Below are 17,200 nucleotides of genomic sequence, written 5' to 3' on the forward strand. Positions count from 1 at the left end.
GATTTTTACGGATGAGAAAACAAATAATCGGAATAGCGGCAGCGGGTCTCGTACTGGCTGGTTGTGGCAATACTCCGGCAGCGCCGACACAAGATAAAGTACTGGGTTCTTCGTATACGACGATTGAAAAAGCGGCGGCTGACACGACGGTCCGGATGTATATGTGGGGCGGCGATGACGGGATCAATGCCTATATCGATGAGTACCTGACACCCCGCTTGAAAAAAGAGCATCAGATTACACTAGAGCGTGTGCCGATTGAGACAGCAGACATCATTCAAAAGTTACGGGCCGAGAAAAAAGCCGGCAAAGAGACGGGCGTCATCGATGTCATCTGGATCAATGGAGATAACTTCCGAAACGCGAAAAAAGACGGTTTATTGTACGGTGAAATCACGAAGGTGCTGCCGAATATGAAGTACGTGGATCCACAAGCACAAGGTTCAGACAGCGGGACGCCGACCGACGAGCTGGAAGCCGCATGGGGCAAAGTCCAGTATACGTTCCACTACGATCAGGCGAGTGTCGCGAATCCGCCAAAAGATCTCAAGACGCTGAAGAGTTGGGTCAAACAGAATCCGGGCAAATTCACTTATCCGGAAGTAACGGACTTTACGGGAAATGCGTTTGTCCGTCACGTCATGTACGGTGTTGAATCAAAAGAGACGTTACAAGATCCGAAAGCCGATTTCAAGAAAACATGGGCTTATCTGAACGAACTCAAACCGTATTTGTGGAAAGAAGGAAAAACGTATCCGAAGACATTGGCGCAACTGGACCAATTGTATGCGAAAGGCGATGTCTCGTTTACAATGGGCTTCAACGAACGACGGGCGGAGCAAGAAGTGAAATCAGGCACGTTTCCGAAGCAGACACGCCCTTTGATTTTAGAAGAGGGGTCGATTGCCTCGACACACTTCTTGACGATTCCATTTAATGCCCCTAATCCAAACGGTGCTCTTGTGACAATCAATCAACTGTTGTCGGCAGAAGCGCAACTGAAGAAGTTTGATGCGACCTATTGGGGCGACGGAACGAGCCTTGATCTTTCGAAGCTCAATCAGCAGGAACAAGCGGCGTTCGCCGATGTCCCGGCGGCAGCCTCGACACCGAAGCCGGCTGACTTTAACGGAAAAGTCCGGGCGGAGCTCGATCCGGAACTGTTTGATCTGATCCGGAAGGACTGGCCGGAACGTGTGGCGAGGTAATGCCTGGCCGGCGACACTTCTGATTGCCGGTATGGTGGTGTATGGTCTGTTCGTCAGTCTGTCAATGACGACCTGGAACGACTACAGCCGTCTTGCGTCTGATGCCGTTTTTTTGGAAAGTATCGGCATCAGCCTCTATGTCGCATTGAGCAGTACACTCCTGTCCGTTTTGCTCGGGGCGGTACTTGCGGATTATTTTGCGAGACGGACGGGTTTTACGGAACAACTGTTGGCGTTGCCGTTGTTCATTCCGCACCTCGGTGCAGCGTACCTCTCGATTTTGTATTTAAGTGACCTGCCCGTCATCGGACCGCATGAAGCGAATCATCTCAGCATCATCTTGACTTATCTTTATAAGGAAGTACCGTTCGTCTTCTTTTATCTCCTGCCGGTATATCGACGTCTCGATCACCGCTATGAAGAATTGGGCTTGATGTTAGGTCTGTCGCGGATGCGGCGGTTTTGGCACGGGAAAGGTGTCTTTTTGTTATTTCCGATGCTTGAAGCGGCCTTCATCGTATTTGCTTTTACGTTGTTCGCTTATGAGGTGCCGGCGTTACTCGGTGTCACCTATCCGAAGATGATTGGGGTTTATGCCTTTGATTTATACACACAAGGCGATTTATCGAGCCAACCGGCAGCTTTCGCCATCAGTGTCGTCCTGACCGTCAGTTTGTTGGTTGTGTTATTGACATTCACGCGTTTCGTCAGACCGTTGACGGAACGGATCAGTAAGGGGCGAGCGGAATGAGACCAACCCTTGTGAAAAGTCTGTTGATCGGTCTGATTGTCCTGCCATTGATCGGTGTCATCCCGACGACCTGGACGTGGAACCCGCGTTTACTGGACACGGTGACGACGACCGTCCTGATGATTGCGGCTGTGACGCTGCTGAATCACCTGATTGGCTATGCAGCCGGAAAAGCGATTGCGTTTCGCACCGGCAGGCGGATTCGGTTGATGGAACTGTTGATCAGCTTGCCGCTGTTTCTACCCGTTTTGCTGTTATCGTTCGGATTGTACCTGACCTGGATTCGACTGGGGCTCGCCGATCAATTTTTAGGCGTCTTGTTGGTATTGCTGTTGCCGACGTTGCCGTACACGATCCGTATCTATACGAACGGATTTCAAGCACTTGGCGAACAGATGATGGAACAGATGATTCTCATCCAACCGAACCGCTTCAAACGGTTCTTTTTCCTGACAGGTCCGATGATGCGTTCGTCCTTACAGTCCGTCACCTTACTCGTGACGGTGATTGCGTTAAGTCAGTACGCACTCGTCGCATTGATCGGTGGCGGTGTCGTCCGGATGATCGCCCTCGAAGCCTTTCCGCTCTATACGGGAAATTCGTTGGTTGCGGCGAAAGAAGCGACGATTTGGTTGATTGCTTTACCATTTTTGATTTATTTTGTTCAGCTCATGGTGTTCTCATCGTGGGTTCGACTTGTTCGGAGGCTGTTAGATGGACGTAATGATTCAGCACGTAACGAAGACATTTGGAAAGAAAAAGGTGTTACAAGACATTGATTTGACGATTTCCTCCGGGAAGTGTGTTGCCCTCGTCGGACCAAGCGGCAGCGGAAAAACCACGTTACTCCGTGTGATCGCCGGACTGGAGCGTGTCTCGGGCGGAACGATTCACTTCGGATCAACGGAGATGACACGTGTCGCGCCGAACGAACGGGGCGTCACGATGTTGTTTCAGCGTCCGTTACTGTTTCCCCATCTGACCGTCGGACAAAATGTTCGGTTGGCGATGAAAAAAGGGAGTCGGCAGGATGTGAACGAATGGCTGGAACGCGTTGGTTTAACGGGTCGGGCGGAGTCGTTTGTCCATGAACTGTCCGGCGGAGAGCAACAACGGGCAAGTCTTGCCCGGGCGCTGGCCAGTGAACCCAACTTCCTGTTACTGGACGAACCGTTCTCAAGCCTTGATTTACCACGGCGCCGGGAACTGCGGACGCTGATCCGACGGCTGACGGAAGCAGCAGGCGTCACGACATTGCTCGTGACGCATGACCGGGAAGAAGCGATGGCGATGGCGGATTATGTCTACGTCATGGAACAGGGACGGATTATTGATCAAGGCAATCCGGTCCGGCTGGCGGAGACGAGTCCGTTTTTCGGGGACGGGGTTCATCTGAACGGTGAATGGTATTCCTTGTCCGATGTGAAGTTGGTCTTAAGACCGACGAAGGAAAGTTTTGAACGTGTTACGATTACGAAAGAGCTGATCCAGTACGGCGTCCGATTTTATGAAGTCGAACGCGAAGCAGGGGAGCGTCTGATCGTGCAGACGAGTGAGACGTTTTCTGAAGCAATGACAGCTTATATCGTCAGGAAGGAGGGGTAATATGTTAGACACACGGGCCAGAAAAGTCGTCCAGCCCCTTTTTGAACAGGTAGCGACCTTATTAAAGAAAATGGGACTTTCAGCGAACCAAGTGACTATCATTTCCGGAATCATCGGAGGGGCAACAGGATTTTTTGTTTACAATGATATGATGGGTATTGCCATTTTACTATTATGGATTTCTGGTATGTTAGACGTCGTGGACGGCACGATGGCACGGCGTGAGAAAACGACGCCGATCGGAACGATTCTTGATTTGGTGCTCGACCGAATCGTTGAATTGTCCGTCTTGCTTGGACTTGCGCTTCGCTTTCCGGAGACACAAGTCGTCATTTTATTTTTAATCGCTTCCTTTGTGATCGGGATGACGATGTTTCTGGCGATTGGAGCAGTCAGTGAGAATTATGGATTCAAGTCGTTCCAGTATCAACCGGGATTGGTTGAACGGACGGAAGGCTTCCTCTTTTTGACCGCGATGTTACTGTTCCCAAGTGCCATCATTTGGATTGCGCTCGTCTTTTTAATTGCTGAATTGTATACAGTCGGCGAACGGTTTTATCAAGCCTCGAAGGTATTACGATGAGTGAATCGGAACGACTTATGGTGGTGGATGAAGCCGGACATCCTTTGTATACGGCAACGCGGCAAGACGTGCATACGCAAGGTCTGTGGCATGAGACGTTTCATTGTTTTGTCATCGACAGCAAGAAACAGCAGGTCGTGTTACAGCAACGGGCGGATCAGAAAAAAGACTTTCCCGGGATGCTGGATATCACGGCGGCCGGTCATCTGTTGGCCGGTGAGTCAGTTGCTGACGGAGTTCGGGAACTTGAAGAAGAAATCGGACTCGTCAAGTCTTTTGAAGAACTGTACGGACTCGGTGTGTATCAAGAAGAATTATGCTTACCGGGCTTCATTGACCGGGAACGGATTCATCTTTTCTTGACGGACTCGGCAAAACCACTGACCGGCTATTCGTTGCAGAAGACGGAAGTCCGCCGGCTCCTCGCTTTTTCGTTCGCTGAGTTCGCTCGGTTGGCTGAAGAAGAAACAACGGTCTTAACAACGGTCGAAGGTGAAACCATCCAACGCAATCAATTCGTGCCACATCCGACCGACTACTGGAAGACGGTTTGTGCAGGAATACAAGCTTATTGTGAACGGTGAACGCAACAAAAGGACTGACTAGCGGAGAAAACGCGGCAGTTCTTTTTCTTTTTGACCGAAAGCTAGGCAGAAAGTAGCATAATAAACATTTCTCTGAGATAATTAACAATATATACATTTGATGAAAGAAGGTGCAGCCAGTGGCGTTACGATTTGCATTGCTCGGACTGCTAACTCAGGGAGAAGCGACCGGATATGATTTAAGTACGACGTTCAAAAAACAGATGACGCATTTTTGGACGGCGCATCATACACAAATTTACCGTGAATTATTAAAGATGGAAGACGATCAACTGGTGACAAGTGTCTACATCGTTCAAGAAGACCTGCCCGATAAAAAAGTCTATTCAATCACGGAACAAGGACAAACAGCACTCGTTGCCTGGCTGCGGGCACCGAGTGAATTCAAACCGAAGATGAAGGACGAGAATCTGATGCGGGTGTCTTTATTGCATCTGCTGCCTCCGGATGAAGCGGTCCTGTATCTGGAAGAGTCCAAACGACATCATCAGTTTGCAGTCGACTTGATGCGGGTGTGGCGAAAAGATCATCTCGAGAACGGTGCAACGCTTGGGGAAACGCTGACAAGCGAATATGGATTACGGATGATGCTCAACTACCTCGACTGGTGTGACTGGGCGATTGAAGAAATTAAAAAAAATCAGGCCAATGTCTGAATGACGGGGATTTCACGGTCTGTGATCTAACATCAACTCACTTCTGTTCAGGGCAGAGTGAGTTGATTTTTTGTGGATTCTTTTTGATGCAGACTGTGATAGAGTAGATGAATTGTAAGAGCATTAGAGGAGGTAACAAAAAGCGTGAGTGTATTTACGGATTATGAAGACTGGATCGATGAAGAAACGGACGAGATGATTGAACAATATGCCGATTATGCCGTCAAAGAACTGAAGTGGGGAGGCGAAATCGGCGATTATTATGTCGAATCCGGACTGATTGACCGGTTTGTTGCGCAACAAATGATGTGGTTGTCGTTCGAAGAGATGGAACAGATTTTAGACGAATCGACGGTGGACTTTGATGTCATGTCGGTGGAAACAGAAGAAGCGATGCAACGCGCACAAGTCGAACAAACACTCCATCACGACATCAAACAACAGTTGACGATCAAAACACGTCCCTTCGTCGCAAGCCGCCTCGAGCAGCTCTGCGAGGAGCAACGTGATGTCCTGTCACAATCTGAAGATACGCGGCTTGCCTATGAACAAGTCGTCCAGACATTGAAGGCAGGACCGGCCCCGGAAATCATTGCTAAGCGGTGGTACCGTCGTGAGCGGATCATCCACCGTTCGTTTACGCCGGATGAACAAGCCCGTCTTGAACAACGACGTCAAGAGCTCGAACCCCAGTATCAAAAGGACCAACGACGACTGGAAGAATTACAGCGTGAACGCACGAATTGTGAACGGCTGTTACGGTGACGGAGCAAAACCACCGCAAAAGAAATCGCTTTATTGCACGTTGTTTTCAGCTGAAACAACAAGACCCGCATCCTTGCCTGATTGAGGCAGGGATGCGGGTCTTGTTTGTCTCTGACAGTACGGATTTCTTTGCTGTTTCCTGCAAGCGTTGCGCGAAGGAAGTCATTTCTTTTGAATCAAAACGAGGATAACGGATGTAAAATCCGCTATCCTCGTCTGTATAGAAAAGGACTGTTGAGTCAGTCTCTTTCAGTTCAATTAGATGTTCTTAGACCGTTGCCAGTTTCGCCAAGACAAGTTTTGCGACCGCTTCGCTTGAAGCCGGGTTTTGGCCTGTGACGACGTTGCCGTCGATGACAGCAAATTCTTTGCCGGCATCTGACGTCAAGAACGTTGCGCCTTCGCTGCGTAACGTTGTTTCAAGCAAGAACGGTACTTTATCTTCAAGACCTGTTGATTTTTCTTCTTCGTCTGTGAAGCCGTTGATTTGGCGACCTGAGACAAACGGTTTACCGTCGATCGTAACATGCGCGAACGCTGCTGGACCGTGGCAGACAGAAGCGACGATGCCGTCTTTTCTGACCATTGCTTCGATGGCGCCGGCGACAAGCGGGTTGTTCGGGAAATCGACGACCGCTCCGTGACCACCTGGGAAATAGACAGCATCAAATGATGCGGGATCGACATCCGCGAGTGGTGTCGTATCATGAAGTGCACGACGTGCATCTTGGAATTTCGGCAGAATCTCCTTGACCATTGAAGCTTTATCGATCGGGACATCGCCGCCTTTGACAGAAACGACCGTGACGTCATGACCGGCTTCGTGGAACAAGTTAAATGGGGCTGCGAATTCTTCGAACCATAATCCTGTTTTGTGACCGTTCATATCGTCAGCACTGGTTGAAACGATTAAAATTTTTGACATAATAAAACTCCTCCTCTGTAATAACGTTACAAAGAAGGAGATTCCCTCGTCTGAAAAAACTCAAACCTTATCGATGTTCCGTATACGTGTGAACAGGAAGCAACGACAGGACGTGAGCGATTTCTTCTGCCGACAATGTTTCCCGCATCGCTTTCAGGTTCGCTTGGAGTTGTGACACACTTGATGCACCGGGTAAGACGATATCCGCTTGTTGATCAATGGCCTGAAGAGCCATCGCCGGAAGCGGATAGTCTTGGAGTGTCGTCAACACCTGCTCCAGCTGTTCCTTGTCGTATTGTTCAAACCGGTCGACGGATTGAAGGCGGGATGTGCTTTCCGTCGTCAACAGACCTTTTGCCAGTGGACCACGGGCGACGAGTTTGATATTTCGTTCTTGAAGTCGTGGCAACAATTCCTCGATTCGACGGTCAAGCAGCGAATACGGTGTCATCAAATAACTGAAATCACTGTTCTCCAGCCAGTAGTTGATGACGTTCGGACGTAAGGAAGACAAACCGTATTCCTTGATCCGCCCCTCTTGCTGGAGATCTTTCATCGCACGGATCGACGCGTCAAGATCGTCTTCCATCGTTCCGCCGTGAACATAATACAAATCGAGGTACGATGTTTCGAGTCGGTTCAGACTCTCGAAACACGCCTGTTTCAAATAGTCATAGCTTGGGTCCCACGTCCAGCCTGTTCCAGTCGCGTTCATCCGGTTGCCGCCTTTGGAAGCAAGAAACAGTCGGCTCCGATCTTCAGGTGAAAACGTTTGCCCAATCAGTGACTCGACTGCTCCGTTCGCGTAGACATCCGCCGTGTCAAAATGAACGATTCCTTCATCGAGCGCCGTCCGCAAAATTTCCGTTGCTTCTTCCTGACCACGCTTCAAAATCGTCATCGTGCCTAATCCTAATGCCATATCAATCCCTCTTTTCTTTCAACTAGTGCTACTGCTAATCAGTTTAGCATATTTGGCGGCTGATTTTTGTTCCAGGTGCTCTTGCTCAAAAGAATGAAACAGACTTGCGTCCGGAATCGGAAAACAGGCATACTGAGGAAGAGAAGAAAGCAGTGGTTCGAATCTAAACAGAAGAGGTGTACAGGATGGAAGAAAAAACAATTGAGCGGGAAGTCATCTATGAAGGAAAAGTTTTTAACGTCGAAAAGCACGTCGTCAGTTTACCAAACGGCAATACGTCCGTCCGAGAGCTGGTTTACCACAACGGAGCGGTCGCCATCATCGCCTTTGATGAAAAGGGCGATTTGTTGGTCGTCGAACAATACCGCAAAGCGTTTGAACAATTATCCATTGAAATTCCGGCTGGCAAACTGGAAAAGGACGAGGATCCGGTAGATTGTGCCGGAAGAGAACTAAAGGAAGAGACCGGTTACGCAGCGGGTGAATTGACGCATGTGTTTGATTTTTACGGAGCGCCCGGTTTTTGCAGTGAACGGGTACATATTTATGAAGCGACTGCATTGACGGCAGGGGAGCGACAGCTCGATGCCGATGAATTCCTCGAAAACCAGACGCTGACGCTTGAACGGGCGCTGGAATTAGTGGAAAATGGGACAATCGTCGATGCGAAAACGATCATGGCGATCCAACATTGGCACATCCGCACTTTAAAATCATTCTAAAGTAAATGATTTTCAGTTGATAATCATTTTAATTTGAAAAAGGAGTGATTATCAGCTATGATAAAACCATCAGTTTCGACCAAAGGGGGCGCTATGATGGAAAGTCGTGTTGAACGCATTAAAAAACAGCTGAGCGGTAAAGGATATAAGCTGACTCCCCAACGTGAAGCGACCGTACGGATTCTGCTTGAACATGAGTCGGATCACCTCAGTGCGGAGAATGTCTTTTTATTGGTCAAAGAAAAGAACTCAGACATTGGACTGGCGACGGTTTACCGGACGCTTGAGCTATTGACGGAGTTAGAAGTCGTTGATAAAGTCAATTTCGGAGATGGCGTATCTCGATTTGATTTACGGCAAGAAGGAGCGAGTCACTCGCATCACCATCTTGTATGTATCGAATGTGGATCCGTCGAAGAAATCTTAGATGATATGTTAGAAGAAGTCGAAAAAGAAATCGTCTCGCGTTTTCAGTTTAAGATCAAGGATCACCGGTTGACGTTCCACGGTGTTTGCCGCGTCTGCCAAGAACGGCACGCACGGGAAGCGTTGGAACAATCGCAATCACAAACCCAAACCGTCTGACTGTCCTCATCAAAAAGAGGACGGTTTTTCTTTTTTAAAAATATAGGTCAGACCTCTTCACAACGGTTTACACCTTTGATATGATGGGAAAGTAAGCGATTTCTTAACGATAGAGGATGAGTTCAGTGAGGCAACAACTGGAAGCATTTATCAACTATTTAGTGATTGAACGGCAGATGTCCGCGAATACGGCCGCTGCCTATCGAAATGATTTAAACCAGTATTTGACGACGCTTGAGCGGGAAGGGATTTCTTCACCGGAAGAAGTCACGCGCCACCACATCGTCCTTCACATCGAATCTCTGCTTCAGGCACAAAAGTCGCGTGCGACAGTCCGGCGGTCAACGAGTTCGATTCGATCGTTCCATCAATTTTTAGTGGAACGGCAGATCGTCCGGCACGATCCGTCGCGACATCTTGATTTACCGAAACCCGACAAAAAGTTACCGGTCGTCTGGAGTCAAACGGATATCGTTCGTTTGCTTGATTCGGTCGTCGGCAACGATCCGCTCGTCCGGCGTGACGCGGCGATGCTCGAACTGCTGTACGGCACCGGCATGCGGGTCAGTGAGTTGTTACAATTAACATTGAATGATCTGCAGTTGGAACTCGGTTACTTGTCCTGTCTCGGGAAAGGGAACAAAACCCGCATCATCCCAATCAGTCAGACAGCGATCGACAGTGTGACGATCTATCTGGATCTTGCCCGCAACAGTCTCGGCGGTCAACAAACCGATTATGTGTTCCTTAACAGCCGGGGCGATCGTCTGTCACGGCAAGGTTTTTGGAAGATGATTAAGCGTCGGGCAAAAGAAGCCGGGATTGAAAAAGAGATTACGCCACACGTTTTGCGTCATTCCTTTGCCACCCATCTCCTCGAAAATGGAGCTGATCTGCGGGTTGTTCAGGAAATGCTCGGTCACGCCGATTTATCGACAACGCAAATGTATACGCACGTCAATAAAGCACGTCTGCACGACGTCTATAAAAACCATCATCCCCGTGCGTGATGGTTTTACCTCTTAAAGGTCTGACTTCAGACAAATAGGGTGTTTTGTCTAGTCCGTTTGCGGGAAAATTCTAACGGGATTTGTTTTAACAGTAAGCAATAAGTATTAGGAGGAATTTTAACATGGCTCAACCATTCAAACGTGTATTTTTAGTCGTCATGGATTCAGTGGGAATCGGAGAAGCACCGGATGCCGAACAGTTTGGCGATCTTGGAGCGCATACACTTGGACATATCGCGGAGCAGCGTAATGGTCTGAACATGCCGCACATGGCAAAACTCGGTCTTTCGCACATCGCGCCGATTCAAGGAGTTTCAGCAGAAGCAGCGCCGCTCGCAGCGTACGGGAAGATGGAAGAAGTATCGGCCGGCAAAGATACGATGACAGGGCACTGGGAAATCATGGGTCTTCGCATCGATACGCCGTTCCGTGTGTTTGAGAAATTCCCGGAAGACTTGATTGGACGTCTCGAAACGTTTTCGGGTCGAAAAATCATCGGCAACAAGCCGGCGTCAGGAACGGAAATCTTGGATGAACTCGGACAAGAACACGTTGAAACAGGTGCATTGATTGTTTATACGTCGGCTGACTCTGTGCTTCAGATCGCAGCGCACGAAGAAGTGGTTCCGCTCGAAGAATTGTACCGGATTTGTGAGTACGCTCGTGACATCACGCGTGATGATCCGTACATGCTCGGCCGGATCATCGCCCGTCCATTCCTCGGAGAACAAGGTGCCTGGGTCCGGACGTCGAACCGTCATGACTATGCGTTGAAACCGTTTGACCGGACTGTCATGAACGAACTCGAGACAGCCGGGCTCGATGTCATTTCTCTCGGGAAAATTGCTGATATCTTCGACGGCGAAGGCGTGACGGACGCCATCCGCACGAAATCGAACATGGATGGTATGGACCAACTCGTCAACCAACTTGACCGTGATTTTACAGGACTTTGTTTCTTGAACCTCGTCGACTTCGACGCATTGTTTGGTCATCGTCGTGATCCGCAAGGGTACGGTCAGGCGCTCGAGGAATTTGATGCCCGTCTGCCGGAAGTTTTTGAACGTCTTCAGGAAGATGATCTCTTGATCATTACAGCGGACCACGGAAATGATCCCGTTCATCCAGGAACGGATCACACACGCGAGTATGTGCCATTACTTGCTTACCACAAAAATGGTGTCGCAAATGATTTGGGAATCCGTTCGACGTTTGCCGATCTTGGGGCGACGGTTGCCGATAACTTCAATGTGAAGCTGCCGGCGCACGGTAAGAGTTTCTTGTCAGAACTTTAATTTAAGGGAGCGATTCAGATGACAGTCAATTGGAATGAAACACGGTCGTATTTAGAAAGCAAGATGCAGGCGAAACCGGAAATCGGTTTAATTCTCGGTTCAGGACTCGGTGTCCTGGCGGATGACATCGAAAATCCGATTGCGATTCCTTACAGCGATATCCCGAACTTCCCCGTCTCGACGGTGGAAGGTCATGCCGGGCAACTCGTATTCGGAACGCTCGAAGGGAAACAAGTCGTTGCGATGCAAGGACGTTTCCATTTCTATGAAGGATACTCGATGGAGATGGTCACATTCCCTGTCCGTGTCATGAAAGCGATCGGTGTTGAAACACTGATTGTCACGAACGCAGCCGGTGCTTGCAACGAAGCCTTTGAACCGGGAGATTTGATGTTGATCACGGATCACATCAACTTCTTCGGCACAAACCCGTTGATCGGGAAAAACGTTGATGAGATGGGACCACGTTTCCCGGATATGTCGAAGCCGTATGACGCTGAATTGTTGCGTCTTGCTCAAGAAACAGCAGACGAACTTGGTATTCAAGTGCGTCAAGGCGTTTACTTCGGCAATACAGGTCCAACGTACGAAACACCGGCGGAAGTAAAACTCGCCCGGTTGCTCGGTGGCGATGTCGTCGGTATGTCGACGGTTCCGGAAGTCATCGTCGCCCGCCACTCGGATATGCGCGTACTTGGTATTTCGTGTGTCTCGAACATGGCAGCCGGCATTCTCGATCAGCCGCTTCACCACGACGAAGTCATGGAAACGACGGAACGTGTCCGTGCGCACTTCCTGTCACTTGTCCGCGGTTCGATCAAAAAAATGTAAGAATTAAAGCCCGATAAAAATACGAACGACCCCTTGAGGAGGAACTTATTATGCGTATGGTAGATTTGATTGCAACAAAACGAGACGGTGGCGAGTTACCAACAGCCGATATTAAAGCGATGGTCGAAGGATTCACGAACGGTGACATTCCGGATTACCAAATGTCAGCCATGTCGATGGCAATTTTCTATCAAGGCATGTCGGACCGCGAAATCGCGGATTTAACGATGGCGATGGTCGAATCAGGTGACGTGATTGATTTATCACGCATCCACGGTAAAAAAGTCGACAAACACTCAACAGGCGGAGTCGGCGATAAGATCAGTCTGATCGTCGCACCACTGGTCGCATCAATCGGAATTCCTGTCGCGAAGATGAGCGGACGTGGTCTTGGCCACACGGGCGGAACGATCGATAAGCTCGAAGCGTTCCCGGGATTCGACGTGGAATTGACGGAAGAAGCATTCGTTTCTCAAGTCAACGACATCAAGATGGCAATCATCGGTCAAACGGGTAACCTGACACCAGCCGATAAAAAATTGTATGCGTTACGTGACGTGACGGCGACGGTCAACTCGATTCCGTTGATCGCAAGCTCCATCATGTCGAAAAAAATCGCAGCCGGTGCGGACAGCATCGTCCTTGACGTTAAAACGGGTTCAGGTGCTTTCATGAAGTCATTTGAAGACGCAAAAGCGCTTGCGACGGAAATGGTATCGATTGGGAAAAGTGTTAACCGGAAGACGATCGCCGTCATCACGGACATGGATCAGCCGCTCGGAAACGAAATCGGGAATGCAAACGAAGTCAAGGAAGCGATCGAAGTACTCCAAGGCAAAGACGTTCGCGATCTGAAAGTCATCGCGTTGACGATTGCTTCGCACATGGCAGTCCTTGGTGAGTTCTACCCGACGTTTGACGAAGCGTATGCCGATCTCGAGACACGTCTCGCAAACGGAGCAGCACTCGACGTCTTCAAGAAGTTCATCGCAGCGCAAGGCGGCGACGCGTCACTCGTTGACGATATGTCGAAAGCACTCGAAACGAAGTTCGAAAAAGATTTCGTGGCGTCTAAAGCAGGATACGTCTCAGAAATCATCGCGGATGAAGTCGGTGTCGCAGCGATGATTCTCGGTGCAGGCCGTGCGACGAAGGCAGATGTCATCGATCACGCAGCAAGCGTTACATTATTCAAAAAGGTCGGCGACAAAGTCGAAGTCGGTGATGTCATCGCGACACTCCGTTCGAACAAAGAAACACTCGACCAAGCAATCGAAAAAATGGACCACGCGTACCATATCAGTGAGACGAAGCCGGAAGCACGCCCGCTCGTTCATGCTGTCATTCAATAAGGTGTTTTCTGACAACTGTCTGGGTTTCTTTCCCAGACAGTTGTTTTTTTGTTATAGTAAAAGGAACAATGGGAGGGGAAATACAGATGAAACCAAAAAAACTAACTGTCGGCGATACGATTGCGATTCTCTCGCCGGCATCAGCGGTCGCAGCGTATGTACCGCGTCGTCTGCAACGGGGGATTGAGACACTGGAGCGGATGGGTTTTCAGGTCCTTGTGATGCCGAACACGACAGCGATTCACAGTCATACGGCAGGCACAATCGGGGAACGCCTTCAAGATTTACATATGGCATTTCAAAATCCTGACGTCAAAGCAATCATTACGACAATCGGCGGGTTTAATTCACATCAGTTGCTCGATGAACTCGATTACGATGTAATCCGCAACAATCCAAAAATCTTCATGGGCTACAGCGACATTACGGCTCTTCTGTCCGGCATTCATACGAAAACCGGCTTGACGACGTTCGTCGGACCTGCTGTTTTACCGCAGTTTGGTCAACTGCATGGTCTTGATGCGTATACAAAAAAATGGTTCGAAAAAACGCTCATGCAGACGGAGCCGATCGGTCAAATTGAAGCATCGGATGAATGGACGGATGAAGGTTTGCGCTGGGATGTCAATGATGACCGGAGACGGATACACGTCGTCAATGAGGGGTACGTCGTCGCCCGCGCAGGAGAAGGGACAGGACCGATCATCGCCGGCAATCTCGGGACACTGCTGTTGCTTGCCGGGACACCGTATATGCCGTCGTTCGACGGTGCTGTTTTAATGCTTGAAGATGACGAAAGCGAAACGCCGGAGACGATCGACCGGTACTTTACACAACTCCGTCACCTCGGGGCATATGAAAAGATTTCGGCGATTGTCATCGGACGTTTTCACGGAAAAGTCGAGTTTGATCCTGACTTCCCGCTGAAGGACATTCTCCTACGGGCGACCCGTGGATATGACTTCCCGATTGTACTCGACGCAGACTTCGGACATACCGATCCGGTTTTCCCGTTACCAAACGGCATTCAGACATCGGTGACCGCGGGTGAAACGGTTGTGATTGAAATTCTCGAATCCGCTGTCGAATGAGTAAAAAACCTGCGTTTTGCGTAAAGATTTGATACACTAGGTAACGGAGCCGCGAATGTCGTGGCGAACACCATAGCTGAAAAGCGCGAAAGGTTGGTATACGATGCAAAAAACTGGATATATCTTATTAGAAGACGGAAATAAAATTGAGTTTGAATTGTTTAACGATGATGCACCGATCACAACAGAAAACTTCGAGAACCTTGCGAACTCGAACTTCTACGATGGATTGAACTTCCACCGTGTCATCCCTGGTTTCGTCTCACAAGGCGGTTGCCCGATCGGAAACGGTACAGGCGGATCAGGTAAGACGATTCCGTGTGAAACGTCAACATCATACCCGCACAAGCATAAAGCCGGTTCACTTTCAATGGCGCATGCTGGCCGCAACACGGGATCAAGCCAATTCTTCGTCGTTCATGAGCCACAACCACACCTCGACGGCGTGCACACAGTCTTCGGACAAGTGACATCAGGTCTTGAGCACGCTACAAAAATGAAGCAAGGCGCTGGCATTAAAGAAATTCGTGTCGAAGCGTAATGCATTCCTCTCCTTCTTTTGCTGAAAGAAGGGGAGTTTTTTTTCGCTTGATTCAGGGAAGTGAGAAAAAGAATCGAAAAAACGAAGGAGCGATATAGGATGCGTTTAGCAGGGAAAAAGATTATCCAACTTGTCAGCAATGATTTTGAAGATCTAGAATTATGGTACCCGGTCCACCGCTTGCGGGAAGAAGGGGCGATTGTCGACATCGTCGGTGAAAAGGCTGACGAAAAATACATCGGAAAGTACGGTGTACCAATCGTCTCGGATAAAGCGTTTGACGACATCACACCGTCTGAGTATGATGCGATTCTTGTACCGGGCGGCTGGTCACCCGATCTATTGCGGCGGTTTGATTCCGTTCTCGCCATGGTCCGCCATTTTGATGAAACGAAACAACCGATCGGTCAGATCTGCCACGCAGGATGGGTCTTGATTTCAGCAGGTGTCTTGAACGGTGTCAATGTCACGAGTACGCCGGGAATCAAAGATGATATGACAAACGCCGGAGCAACGTGGCACGATGAAGCGGTCGTCGTTGACGGCCATATCATTTCGAGCCGACGTCCACCCGATTTACCGGATTACATGCGCGAATTCATCAAGGTCCTCGAAGGATCCAAATAATCGTCACAACCTTACTGTACGAGCTTACCTCCCTGTCACCGGACAGGGAGGTCTCGTTTCGGGTAGAGGCACCGACTCTGTCCGTCTTTTTAGTCGATTTGACGAAAAATGAAGCATTTCGAGCCGAGAAGGTGTAGAATAAACAAGTCTCAGTCGATCATATTCCTGAGAGTTGTTGAAACTAGGAAGGTGTAGAATCAAATGCTAGTAAAATATAAAAAGTTGAATGAACGGACCGCGATGGGGTTAATCGCTTTTTCGTGCGAAGTGAAGGATCCGAAGTATTTGCTTGAAACGGTTCAAACCTATGAACAAGATGAGAATCAACAGTTGTATCTCTATAAACAGGATGAAGACTTTATCGGAATCATCGGGTTTCAATTGGTGGATGGCCACGCTGAATTGAAGCATATCGCCTTATCGCCATCCTTCCGTGGTGAACGGATGTCTTACATGCTGCTCGATGCAGCGGAAAAGATGATGCGGATGGAGATTACGGGTGCAACAGAAGAAACGACGCGACTTGTTGAGAAATGGAAAAGTCAATAAAAAACCGGTCCATGTAGTTTCGGACCGGTTTTTTATTTTCTATTTCGCGCCGCAAGTGCCAGCTGTCGGGCCGAGATGACGTCCTGGCGGTCACGTAAAACGTGTTTATGCCGCAAGAAGGACGGATCGTGTTGGACATCGACCGGCACTTGTTGGATCCGTCGTTGCATGTCTTTTGCGAGCGGCAACGGGATGTGTTGATAGTCGGGTTGCGTGAACGCGGGACGTAAGCCCAGTAACTGCACGACGTCGATTCCGTGCCCCGCCAAGGAGCCGGCATGACGTTCGATTTTTTGGAAGGCTTTCGGATAGGTCCGCATCGCTCCAGCCAAGTTGCCGCGGCGGTGGTGATAGCGGGCGACGGCCAGCTGGATCAACGCGACGAGCGACTCATCTTGACGCTGTCCCGTCTGCCACAATTCTTCGAGTACTTCGTGGCATTCAAAATAATCCTGTTGCACGTTGAATTCGAAAGCAAACTGTTCGATTGGATGCATGGAGGCACCTCCTTTCCTTTAATATAACATAGTCGAAGCGGCGTGATGTATGGTATACTAAGGCGCAAAAAACGTTGATG

General features: G+C 49.3%; 21 protein-coding genes. 18 read left to right on the plus strand and 3 right to left on the minus strand.

From position 1 onward, the window contains the following. Positions 1 to 11 precede the first annotated feature (11 nt). The 8 genes from KNP87_RS06605 to KNP87_RS06640 all read left to right on the plus strand — a co-directional run bounded on the left by KNP87_RS06605 (position 12) and on the right by KNP87_RS06640 (position 6,173). Positions 12 to 1,208, plus strand: a complete 1,197-nt coding sequence (locus tag KNP87_RS06605; RefSeq protein WP_026833482.1) for an ABC transporter substrate-binding protein — start codon at positions 12 to 14, stop codon at positions 1,206 to 1,208. Then, the gene (locus tag KNP87_RS06610; RefSeq protein WP_214721179.1) at positions 1,195 to 1,959 is read left to right on the plus strand and encodes an ABC transporter permease; all 765 of its coding nucleotides are present in this window, start codon (positions 1,195 to 1,197) and stop codon (positions 1,957 to 1,959) included. Before KNP87_RS06605 ends, KNP87_RS06610 begins: the two co-directional genes overlap by 14 nt. After that, positions 1,956 to 2,738 carry an ABC transporter permease subunit gene (locus tag KNP87_RS06615; RefSeq protein ID WP_214721180.1) on the plus strand — a complete coding sequence of 261 codons (783 nt, stop codon included), beginning with the start codon at positions 1,956 to 1,958 and terminating at the stop codon, positions 2,736 to 2,738. The genes KNP87_RS06610 and KNP87_RS06615 overlap by 4 nt, the downstream gene beginning before the upstream one ends. Then, positions 2,674 to 3,564 (plus strand): ABC transporter ATP-binding protein, encoded by an 891-nt coding sequence (locus KNP87_RS06620; protein WP_214721181.1) that lies wholly within the window; start codon positions 2,674 to 2,676, stop codon positions 3,562 to 3,564. The genes KNP87_RS06615 and KNP87_RS06620 overlap by 65 nt, the downstream gene beginning before the upstream one ends. 1 nt (position 3,565) lies before the next feature. Then, positions 3,566 to 4,147: a CDP-alcohol phosphatidyltransferase family protein gene (locus KNP87_RS06625; protein ID WP_028106692.1), complete on the plus strand. Its 582-nt coding sequence runs from the start codon at positions 3,566 to 3,568 to the stop codon at positions 4,145 to 4,147. Beyond that, positions 4,144 to 4,731, plus strand: a complete 588-nt coding sequence (locus KNP87_RS06630) for an NUDIX hydrolase (protein WP_214721182.1) — start codon at positions 4,144 to 4,146, stop codon at positions 4,729 to 4,731. Before KNP87_RS06625 ends, KNP87_RS06630 begins: the two co-directional genes overlap by 4 nt. 140 nt (positions 4,732 to 4,871) lie before the next feature. Continuing rightward, a complete protein-coding gene (locus KNP87_RS06635; protein ID WP_026833477.1) occupies positions 4,872 to 5,408 on the plus strand; it encodes a PadR family transcriptional regulator in 537 nt (178 codons plus the stop codon). A 144-nt stretch (positions 5,409 to 5,552) separates the two neighbouring features. Beyond that, positions 5,553 to 6,173: a hypothetical protein gene (locus KNP87_RS06640; protein WP_214721183.1), complete on the plus strand. Its 621-nt coding sequence runs from the start codon at positions 5,553 to 5,555 to the stop codon at positions 6,171 to 6,173. 268 nt (positions 6,174 to 6,441) lie between these two features. Here KNP87_RS06640 and KNP87_RS06645 read toward each other — a convergent pair whose 3' ends face one another. Together KNP87_RS06645 and KNP87_RS06650 are read right to left on the minus strand one after the other, a co-directional pair. Further along, the gene (locus KNP87_RS06645) at positions 6,442 to 7,098 is read right to left on the minus strand and encodes a type 1 glutamine amidotransferase domain-containing protein (protein ID WP_026833475.1); all 657 of its coding nucleotides are present in this window, start codon (positions 7,096 to 7,098) and stop codon (positions 6,442 to 6,444) included. 67 nt (positions 7,099 to 7,165) lie between these two features. After that, on the minus strand, positions 7,166 to 8,020 hold the full coding sequence (locus KNP87_RS06650; protein ID WP_214721184.1) for an aldo/keto reductase: 855 nt from the start codon (positions 8,018 to 8,020) through the stop codon (positions 7,166 to 7,168). A 185-nt stretch (positions 8,021 to 8,205) separates the two neighbouring features. On the opposite strand from KNP87_RS06650, the gene KNP87_RS06655 reads away from it, so the two are divergent. The 10 genes from KNP87_RS06655 (at position 8,206) to KNP87_RS06700 (ending at position 16,623) form a co-directional block, all read left to right on the plus strand. Beyond that, positions 8,206 to 8,742 carry an NUDIX domain-containing protein gene (locus KNP87_RS06655; RefSeq protein ID WP_214721185.1) on the plus strand — a complete coding sequence of 179 codons (537 nt, stop codon included), beginning with the start codon at positions 8,206 to 8,208 and terminating at the stop codon, positions 8,740 to 8,742. Positions 8,743 to 8,838: 96 nt separating this feature from the next. Continuing rightward, positions 8,839 to 9,327, plus strand: coding sequence for a ferric iron uptake transcriptional regulator (gene fur, locus KNP87_RS06660; protein ID WP_026833472.1), 489 nt, complete (start codon positions 8,839 to 8,841; stop codon positions 9,325 to 9,327). A 125-nt stretch (positions 9,328 to 9,452) separates the two neighbouring features. Beyond that, complete coding sequence (gene xerD, locus KNP87_RS06665) at positions 9,453 to 10,337, plus strand: site-specific tyrosine recombinase XerD (protein WP_026833471.1); 885 nt, start codon at positions 9,453 to 9,455, stop codon at positions 10,335 to 10,337. Positions 10,338 to 10,459: 122 nt separating this feature from the next. Continuing rightward, on the plus strand, positions 10,460 to 11,632 hold the full coding sequence (deoB, locus tag KNP87_RS06670) for a phosphopentomutase (RefSeq protein WP_028106686.1): 1,173 nt from the start codon (positions 10,460 to 10,462) through the stop codon (positions 11,630 to 11,632). Between the two features lie 18 nt (positions 11,633 to 11,650). After that, the gene (locus KNP87_RS06675; RefSeq protein WP_026833469.1) at positions 11,651 to 12,463 is read left to right on the plus strand and encodes a purine-nucleoside phosphorylase; all 813 of its coding nucleotides are present in this window, start codon (positions 11,651 to 11,653) and stop codon (positions 12,461 to 12,463) included. Between the two features lie 50 nt (positions 12,464 to 12,513). Beyond that, positions 12,514 to 13,815 (plus strand): pyrimidine-nucleoside phosphorylase, encoded by a 1,302-nt coding sequence (locus KNP87_RS06680; protein WP_026833468.1) that lies wholly within the window; start codon positions 12,514 to 12,516, stop codon positions 13,813 to 13,815. 86 nt (positions 13,816 to 13,901) lie between these two features. Next, positions 13,902 to 14,906, plus strand: coding sequence for a S66 family peptidase (locus KNP87_RS06685; protein ID WP_119922544.1), 1,005 nt, complete (start codon positions 13,902 to 13,904; stop codon positions 14,904 to 14,906). Between the two features lie 103 nt (positions 14,907 to 15,009). Then, the gene (locus KNP87_RS06690; protein WP_012369909.1) at positions 15,010 to 15,447 is read left to right on the plus strand and encodes a peptidylprolyl isomerase; all 438 of its coding nucleotides are present in this window, start codon (positions 15,010 to 15,012) and stop codon (positions 15,445 to 15,447) included. Positions 15,448 to 15,546: 99 nt separating this feature from the next. Then, positions 15,547 to 16,074 carry a type 1 glutamine amidotransferase domain-containing protein gene (locus tag KNP87_RS06695; RefSeq protein WP_026833466.1) on the plus strand — a complete coding sequence of 176 codons (528 nt, stop codon included), beginning with the start codon at positions 15,547 to 15,549 and terminating at the stop codon, positions 16,072 to 16,074. Between the two features lie 201 nt (positions 16,075 to 16,275). Next, positions 16,276 to 16,623, plus strand: coding sequence for a GNAT family N-acetyltransferase (locus KNP87_RS06700; RefSeq protein WP_026833465.1), 348 nt, complete (start codon positions 16,276 to 16,278; stop codon positions 16,621 to 16,623). A gap of 32 nt (positions 16,624 to 16,655) precedes the next feature. Here the strand turns inward: KNP87_RS06700 and KNP87_RS06705 are convergent, their stop codons facing one another. Then, complete coding sequence (locus KNP87_RS06705) at positions 16,656 to 17,120, minus strand: DUF309 domain-containing protein (RefSeq protein ID WP_119922545.1); 465 nt, start codon at positions 17,118 to 17,120, stop codon at positions 16,656 to 16,658. Positions 17,121 to 17,200: the final 80 nt, after the last annotated feature.

It is taken from the genome of Exiguobacterium sp. s192 (genome assembly GCF_018618795.1).
Classification (GTDB): Bacteria; Bacillota; Bacilli; order Exiguobacteriales; family Exiguobacteriaceae; genus Exiguobacterium_A; species Exiguobacterium_A undae.